A 5,893-nucleotide genomic window follows, 5' to 3' on the forward strand; every position below is an offset into this window, starting at 1 on the left:
AAAGGTACATCCAGCGACCTTTGACTTTGACGTAAGTTTCATCGAGTTGCCACGAAGTGGCCCGGGTTGGCTTCCAGTACCACCGTAACCGACGTTCAATTTCAGGCGCGTATTTCTGTACCCAACGATAGATTGTTGTATAGTCGACATCGACCCCTCGTTCCTCAAGCATTTCAGCCAGTTCGCGGTAACTCACCCCATACTTACAGTACCAACGGACGGCCCAGAGGATAACTTGGCCAGAAAAGTGACGCCCTTTGAAATCAGCCATGCTTAATAAACGACGAGGAAGGTGACACTAGATTGCCTGAAACCTAAAACTTTGCAACGGAGCCGTCGATTGTCATCGCGGCATTCAGAAACGTTCATGGCGCTTGGCCTCTAACAACAAACATTTCAATTACACCATGCAATGAACCCACTCGATAAAGCCAACGTCAGCGGTTAACGCTGCCGCATCCTTTCCTTACTCTCACGGGTTACTCAAGGAAGGGACATGCGCTACTTAAAACTTCGAACAGACAGCAAACGCATCCGTAAGTGTGGCGGCACTTATGTCACGCCATTAATTGTCGATGCACCGCGCCGGTATGCACCCAATGCTGCTAAAAAAGAAACCGCGCTGAAGCGTAAAAAGTGCCAGCTGATCACCGGCGCACACGACTCAGGAAAAACCCGATGGCTCAGCCGCCTTTATGACGCAAGAGACAACATTTGGGGCAAGAAAACCCAGCCCGTTAAGCTCGATGGCCTGATGCCGCTTTCAAGCTGGATTGAAATCGACGACATCGACAAATGGTATGCCACATGGAAAGAAAAAGAAGAGAACGTCACACCCTGGCATAAACTCAACCTGCAGCAAAAAGCCGACCTGCTTTCCGAGTATCTGGCCAACACAGATGCCATGCTGTTCATCGATGACGCGCACAAGCTCACTGGCCGTAAAGCGCAAATCGCCAGAAAGTGTATGCTCGCAGCTACGCTCTGGCTCGTTGCTGTGAGTGAAGAGGGCAGATTACCGCCGTCCATTCGTCCGTTAGTGGATAGACGCACACCGCAGATCACCAACCTCGAAAGTGATGTCAGCTACGACAACACCAAAGTGCTGATCTGGTCCTTGGTCGCGCTGTGCATAGTGGCTGGCGCATGGGAAGCCGGTGCCGTGCTGGGTGGCCTGCAAATGCTAGGAACAGGCAGAAGGGCATCACGTGCAGATTAATGCCCCGATGCTTGCCATCGCCTTGCTGTTTTCCTTCCCAATATTCGCAGCGGAAGAGAAAACCACCGAATGGCCACTCGATTTTTCATGGAAGCGCGAGAAGGTCCCACCTCCGCCTGAATACAAACCCTATCAGCTGCCAACACTGCATGGCGACAGTCCGCACTACAACACGCCGACACCGGCACTCAAACGTGCACCAAAAGCCGATCCCGATGCTATCTACCAATCGGTGATCAACTGCTACCCCGAAAAGAGCAAATTCAAGCTCGATATTGATTTGGTTGCCGGCGTGAAATCCAGCTTCGATCAATACGAGAGCAACAATTGGCCAGAGATCAGCGAGCACTACGTCGGTATTGTCGGTAAAATGCCGCTATACAGCACCACAGAACAAGCCCGCGAGCGCCAATGGGAATACCAGCGCCGCACAGCCACCGCAACCGCTGTGGCTGAGTTTGTGGATGCGATGGCCAACCGCAACCATGCGTACCGGATGATGGGGCTGTACCTTTCCCTTGAAGCCCGATCACAAGCGCGAGTGGCCGAAGGCGTAGCCAACATCACCGAACAAGTCGCCTACCTTGAAACCGTCGCTAGTTCACAGCGCGACATCCTCAAATTTGAAGCCAAAGTCACCGAACACCGCCTTGCCCTTTCTGCCATGTGCGACGACGGCAAAGCCCCCGAGGTAAACAACTACCTCAAACGCCTTGCATGGTTACCGACCGCCAAAGAGAGCAACGGCTAATGCGCTGGTTTAGCCATACCTTAATCGCCGGTGCGATGTGCGCCGTGATTTCCCCACCACATGTCGCCGCCTGCGTTGCCGGTGCCACTGCGCCAGATTGGATGGAATGGGTAGTCAAAATGACGGGTAAGCGAATCAAACACCGAGGCCCGACACACATCTTCACCCACTGGCTGATCTTCGCACTTGCCGCGACGTTTGTTTGGGATTGGCACGGCCTACTTGCTGCTTTTGCCTGGGGCGGCGTCAGTCACATTGTCACTGATGCCATGACGGTTTCGGGCGTACCGTTCTCTCCCTACAGCGACCGGCGCTTTCATTTGTTCGGCGGCAGGTTTCGCACTGGTGATCCGATTGAATACGCCATCGCAGGAGCGGTGGTGATCGCCTGCATTGGTCTTTCACATTTAACGGGCGGAAATGGCTTTGCACCGTTCTTTTACGACTGGGGTGGCATGTATGACAAAGGACTTATCGACGGACTGGAATGGAAAGCCAATCGCTTCAGATTGATATAGGCAGTGGCAAAAATATCATTGGATTGATATAATTTCACGAGTCATGAAAAAATATTAATCGTGAAAAAATGAAAGAACAAATATTGAGCCAAGCACTGAATGCCCTGCCTGCGCATATTGAGATCGCCGACATTCATTATCAAGACGCAGATGTGGCGGATAGTGGCGTGGATGCAACCGTGACCCTGAAAATAGCGGGGGAAATGCGGACGTTTGATACGGAAATCAAACGTATTCACCGCAAAGCCACACTGGATGCTTTTCTACAAACGCACCACCAACGTGAAACCCTACTGATCTGTAACTCGCTCAGCGCCTTCTTGCGACAGTACAGTGAAGAAATGGGCATCAACTATCTTGATGAAGCAGGTAATGCCCATATCGTTCAGCCCGGATTTTTCCTCCATATAGAAGGGAAGAAACAGGAAAATGTTCAGGACGCACGTCCAACATTGAGTGTAGGGATCATGAAATGCCTGTTTGTCCTATTTTTTAACGATGAACTTCTGAATCAGCCCTATGAAATCGTGGCTGAAAAGGCAGGCGTTTCGCTGGGGATGGTTAGTAAAACGTTTAAATACCTTATCGATATCCACGCTATCCCAAAAGATAAAAAATCCCGACGCTTTTTGGATATGCCCACACTTATTCAACAATGGCTGACCGCGTACCCCCAAGTACTCAGAAGAAAGCTAGCACCTTTTCGGGTAAAAACACCACTTCACTGGCAAACCATCACTCTGGATGAAGGTGACATCTGGGGAGGTGAAGTCGCTGCGGCACAGTTAACCAACTACTTAGAACCAGAAGAGTATTGGCTGTTTACCCGTGAGCCTATGCAGAAAAAAATGCGGGCTCTACAGGCTCGGCCTTCCATTGATGGGCAACTCCTGATTGCAGTCCCTTTCTGGGGGAAAAGCCTGACATTACCCCTTACCGCCCAAGCACTGCTCACTGTGGCAGAGCTTCTAGCCAGCAATGATAGCCGCAACCGAGAAGCAGCAGAGATCTTAAATGACCAATACCTACACCTTAAGTCACTCCCTTAACCCGCAATTTGAGCGGGCGCTCGATAGCCTGGTACGGATCATCAACGAGCTTGAGGTATCCTATTTTATCGCCGGTGCCACTGCCCGTGATGTAGTGCTACATGGTATTCATGGTTACCCTCCTATCCGCGCCACTCGGGATATCGATACTGCTATTTTGGTCGATAACTGGGAGACCTTTCGGGCACTCAGGGAGAAACTGTTAGCGGCAGGCTTGCAAACTACCCGTATTGAGCATCGGTTAACTGAGCCAGTCACGCGTTTACCTATCGATATTATTCCGTTCGGCGCAGTGGCAGACGCTAAAGGTGATATCACCTGGCCACCTCATTTTGATATTACGATGTCGGTTGCCGGCTTTCAGGAAGCATATGATTCCTCCCTGACCGTGGTCTGGAACAATCTCACTTTCCAGGTAGCCTCCCTGCCTGGTATTGCTCTTTTAAAGCTGATTGCCTGGCTTGAGCGCGGGGCAGAAAGCCGTAAAGACGCAACGGATTTTTTCACCGTACTCAGCCGCTATCATGAGATCCATGATGGCCGTTTATGGGAAGAATATGTACCTGGTGAAACGCTCGGATACGATGTCGAAAGGCAAGGTGCGTACTTGCTTGGCTTCGATTTAAGACCATTACTCACGCCTTCAACATTTGAGGCACTAGAAAGACTTCATCACGATAAGCAGGATACATTTATCGCAGCCATTACTGCGACACATCGCGGGGCTGAGGTTGACAATGTGAGTCAGCTACTCGCCGACTTCTGGCTGGGATGTCAGGTATAAAATCAGCCGCCTACGGCGGAACTTGAAATGCGTTATCCGTTTCCGTTGTTTAAACAGGCACAGGTGGCGTATTCTTGTTCGCCATGCTGCCCGATAACGCCCTCAAAGCCCTGTTTCTAAACCACCATCAGTGGGAAGACTACCTCGCCCTTAACATGGGAAAAGTCCGTGATGTCGTCATCGAGAACGTCACCAAATTCCTCGCCTGTGGCACCTCCGCATTCGGCTCTCGCCGATACCACTGCGACAAACCCGGCTGCACCCACGAAAAATACCTTCACCAAACCTGTAAGTCCCGCGCCTGTCCCAGTTGTGGCGTCAAAGCCACCGAGCGCTGGATAGTCCAACAAACCCATATCCTGCCCAACTGCGAATGGCAACATATCACCCTGACCTTACCCCATACCCTCTGGACAGTGTTCCAGCATAATCGCTGGCTCCTCAATGACCTGTTCGCCTGCGCAGCCAAGGTATTTCTCAGCTGGGCTGATACTCAGGATGTCGACATTGGCATATTCTGCGCCCTGCACACCTACGGGCGGCGACTGAACTGGAATGTTCACCTCCACCTGTCAGTGACCCGAGGCGGATTGTGTAAAAAGCAGGGTGTCTGGAAACCGGTCTTCTTCAAAGCCAAACCCACAGAGCTATGCTGGCGCACGGCGGTTATCCGCCTGCTTCGTCGCCACTATGCTAGGCTGAAACTGCGATTTGAAGGAGCGCCCTTCATTCGTCATGAGACCGACTGGTCCCGCTTTCTCGGCAGCCAGTACCGACGTTACTGGAAAGTGCACTTTGCAAAGAAGACACGCCACCACAAACAGACGGTGAATTACCTGGGGCGTTACCTGAAACGTCCCCCGGTCACGGCCTCACGCCTACGGCACTACAGCCGTGGCGGTCAGGCCACCTTCACTTTCCTCAACCACCGGACTCAAAAGAAAGCGTCCATGGTACTGACTCCCTTGGAGATGATAGGTCGGCTCACTGAGCACATCCCAGAGAAGCATTTTAAGATGCTGCGATACTACGGTTTTCTGTCGAACCGTAAACGGGGAGAAATGCTGCCTCGGGTGTATGCAGCCCTGAAACAGCCCGCGCCAATGGTGCCGGACGCGCCAGGTTATGCCGCGATGCTGAAGGGTTACGTGAAGGTCGACCCGTATGCCTGCGTACTGTGCTCAGGCAGAATGGCTTACACCGGGTTCCGCTCAGGCTCGACGGTGGGTGGGTTGATATCGCAGACGAAACTACAGGTGAGTAGACGGCCGGGCTCCGTTGCAAAGTTTTAAGTTTCAGGCAATCTAGTGTCACCTTCCTCGTCGTTTATTAAGCATGACTGATTTCAAAGGGCGTCACTTTTCTGGCCAGGTTATCCTCTGGGCCGTCCGTTGGTACTGCAAGTATGGGGTGAGTTACCGCGAACTGGCTGAAATGCTTGAGGAACGAGGTGTCGATGTCGACCACACCACTCTCTATCGTTGGGTGCAGAAATACGCCCCTGAGATTGAACGTCGGTTACGGTGGTACTGGAAGCCAACCCGGGCCACTTCGTGGCAACTCGATGAAACT

Annotated in this window: 8 protein-coding genes; 7 read left to right on the forward strand and 1 reads right to left on the reverse strand. The window is 52.0% G+C overall.

All coding sequences use genetic code 11. The features are described from left to right. Positions 1-271, reverse strand: a 271-nt coding sequence (locus tag B5D35_RS22375; RefSeq protein ID WP_139367840.1) for an IS6 family transposase, incomplete at its 3' end; no start/stop codon positions are given. A 225-nt stretch (positions 272-496) separates the two neighbouring features. Here B5D35_RS22375 and B5D35_RS22380 point away from each other — a divergent pair. From B5D35_RS22380 to B5D35_RS22410, 7 genes are all read left to right on the forward strand, one after another. Then, positions 497-1,219 (forward strand): hypothetical protein, encoded by a 723-nt coding sequence (locus B5D35_RS22380; protein ID WP_078754641.1) that lies wholly within the window; start codon positions 497-499, stop codon positions 1,217-1,219. After that, complete coding sequence (locus B5D35_RS22385; protein WP_244556713.1) at positions 1,209-1,970, forward strand: hypothetical protein; 762 nt, start codon at positions 1,209-1,211, stop codon at positions 1,968-1,970. The genes B5D35_RS22380 and B5D35_RS22385 overlap by 11 nt, the downstream gene beginning before the upstream one ends. Next, complete coding sequence (locus B5D35_RS22390) at positions 1,970-2,488, forward strand: metal-dependent hydrolase (RefSeq protein ID WP_078754642.1); 519 nt, start codon at positions 1,970-1,972, stop codon at positions 2,486-2,488. Before B5D35_RS22385 ends, B5D35_RS22390 begins: the two co-directional genes overlap by 1 nt. Positions 2,489-2,556: 68 nt before the next feature. Next, a complete protein-coding gene (locus tag B5D35_RS22395) occupies positions 2,557-3,537 on the forward strand; it encodes a type IV toxin-antitoxin system AbiEi family antitoxin (RefSeq protein WP_078754643.1) in 981 nt (326 codons plus the stop codon). Continuing rightward, the gene (locus B5D35_RS22400) at positions 3,503-4,321 is read left to right on the forward strand and encodes a nucleotidyl transferase AbiEii/AbiGii toxin family protein (RefSeq protein ID WP_078754644.1); all 819 of its coding nucleotides are present in this window, start codon (positions 3,503-3,505) and stop codon (positions 4,319-4,321) included. The genes B5D35_RS22395 and B5D35_RS22400 overlap by 35 nt, the downstream gene beginning before the upstream one ends. 83 nt (positions 4,322-4,404) lie before the next feature. Continuing rightward, a complete protein-coding gene (locus B5D35_RS22405; protein ID WP_078754645.1) occupies positions 4,405-5,613 on the forward strand; it encodes an IS91 family transposase in 1,209 nt (402 codons plus the stop codon). Positions 5,614-5,656: 43 nt separating this feature from the next. After that, positions 5,657-5,893, forward strand: a 237-nt coding sequence (locus tag B5D35_RS22410) for a transposase (RefSeq protein ID WP_139367841.1), incomplete at its 3' end; no start/stop codon positions are given.

The organism is Enterovibrio nigricans DSM 22720 (assembly GCF_900167155.1).
GTDB lineage: Bacteria > Pseudomonadota > Gammaproteobacteria > Enterobacterales > Vibrionaceae > Enterovibrio > Enterovibrio nigricans.

Excerpts from the sequence above, each read along its gene's own strand:
- B5D35_RS22395 (WP_078754643.1), top strand. The coding sequence starts at position 2,557 with ATGAAAGAACAAATATTGAGCCAAGCACTGAATGCCCTGCCTGCGCAT.
- B5D35_RS22380 (WP_078754641.1), top strand. The coding sequence starts at position 497 with ATGCGCTACTTAAAACTTCGAACAGACAGCAAACGCATCCGTAAGTGT.
- B5D35_RS22405 (WP_078754645.1), top strand. The coding sequence starts at position 4,405 with ATGCTGCCCGATAACGCCCTCAAAGCCCTGTTTCTAAACCACCATCAG.
- B5D35_RS22400 (WP_078754644.1), top strand. The coding sequence starts at position 3,503 with ATGACCAATACCTACACCTTAAGTCACTCCCTTAACCCGCAATTTGAG.
- B5D35_RS22390 (WP_078754642.1), top strand. The coding sequence starts at position 1,970 with ATGCGCTGGTTTAGCCATACCTTAATCGCCGGTGCGATGTGCGCCGTG.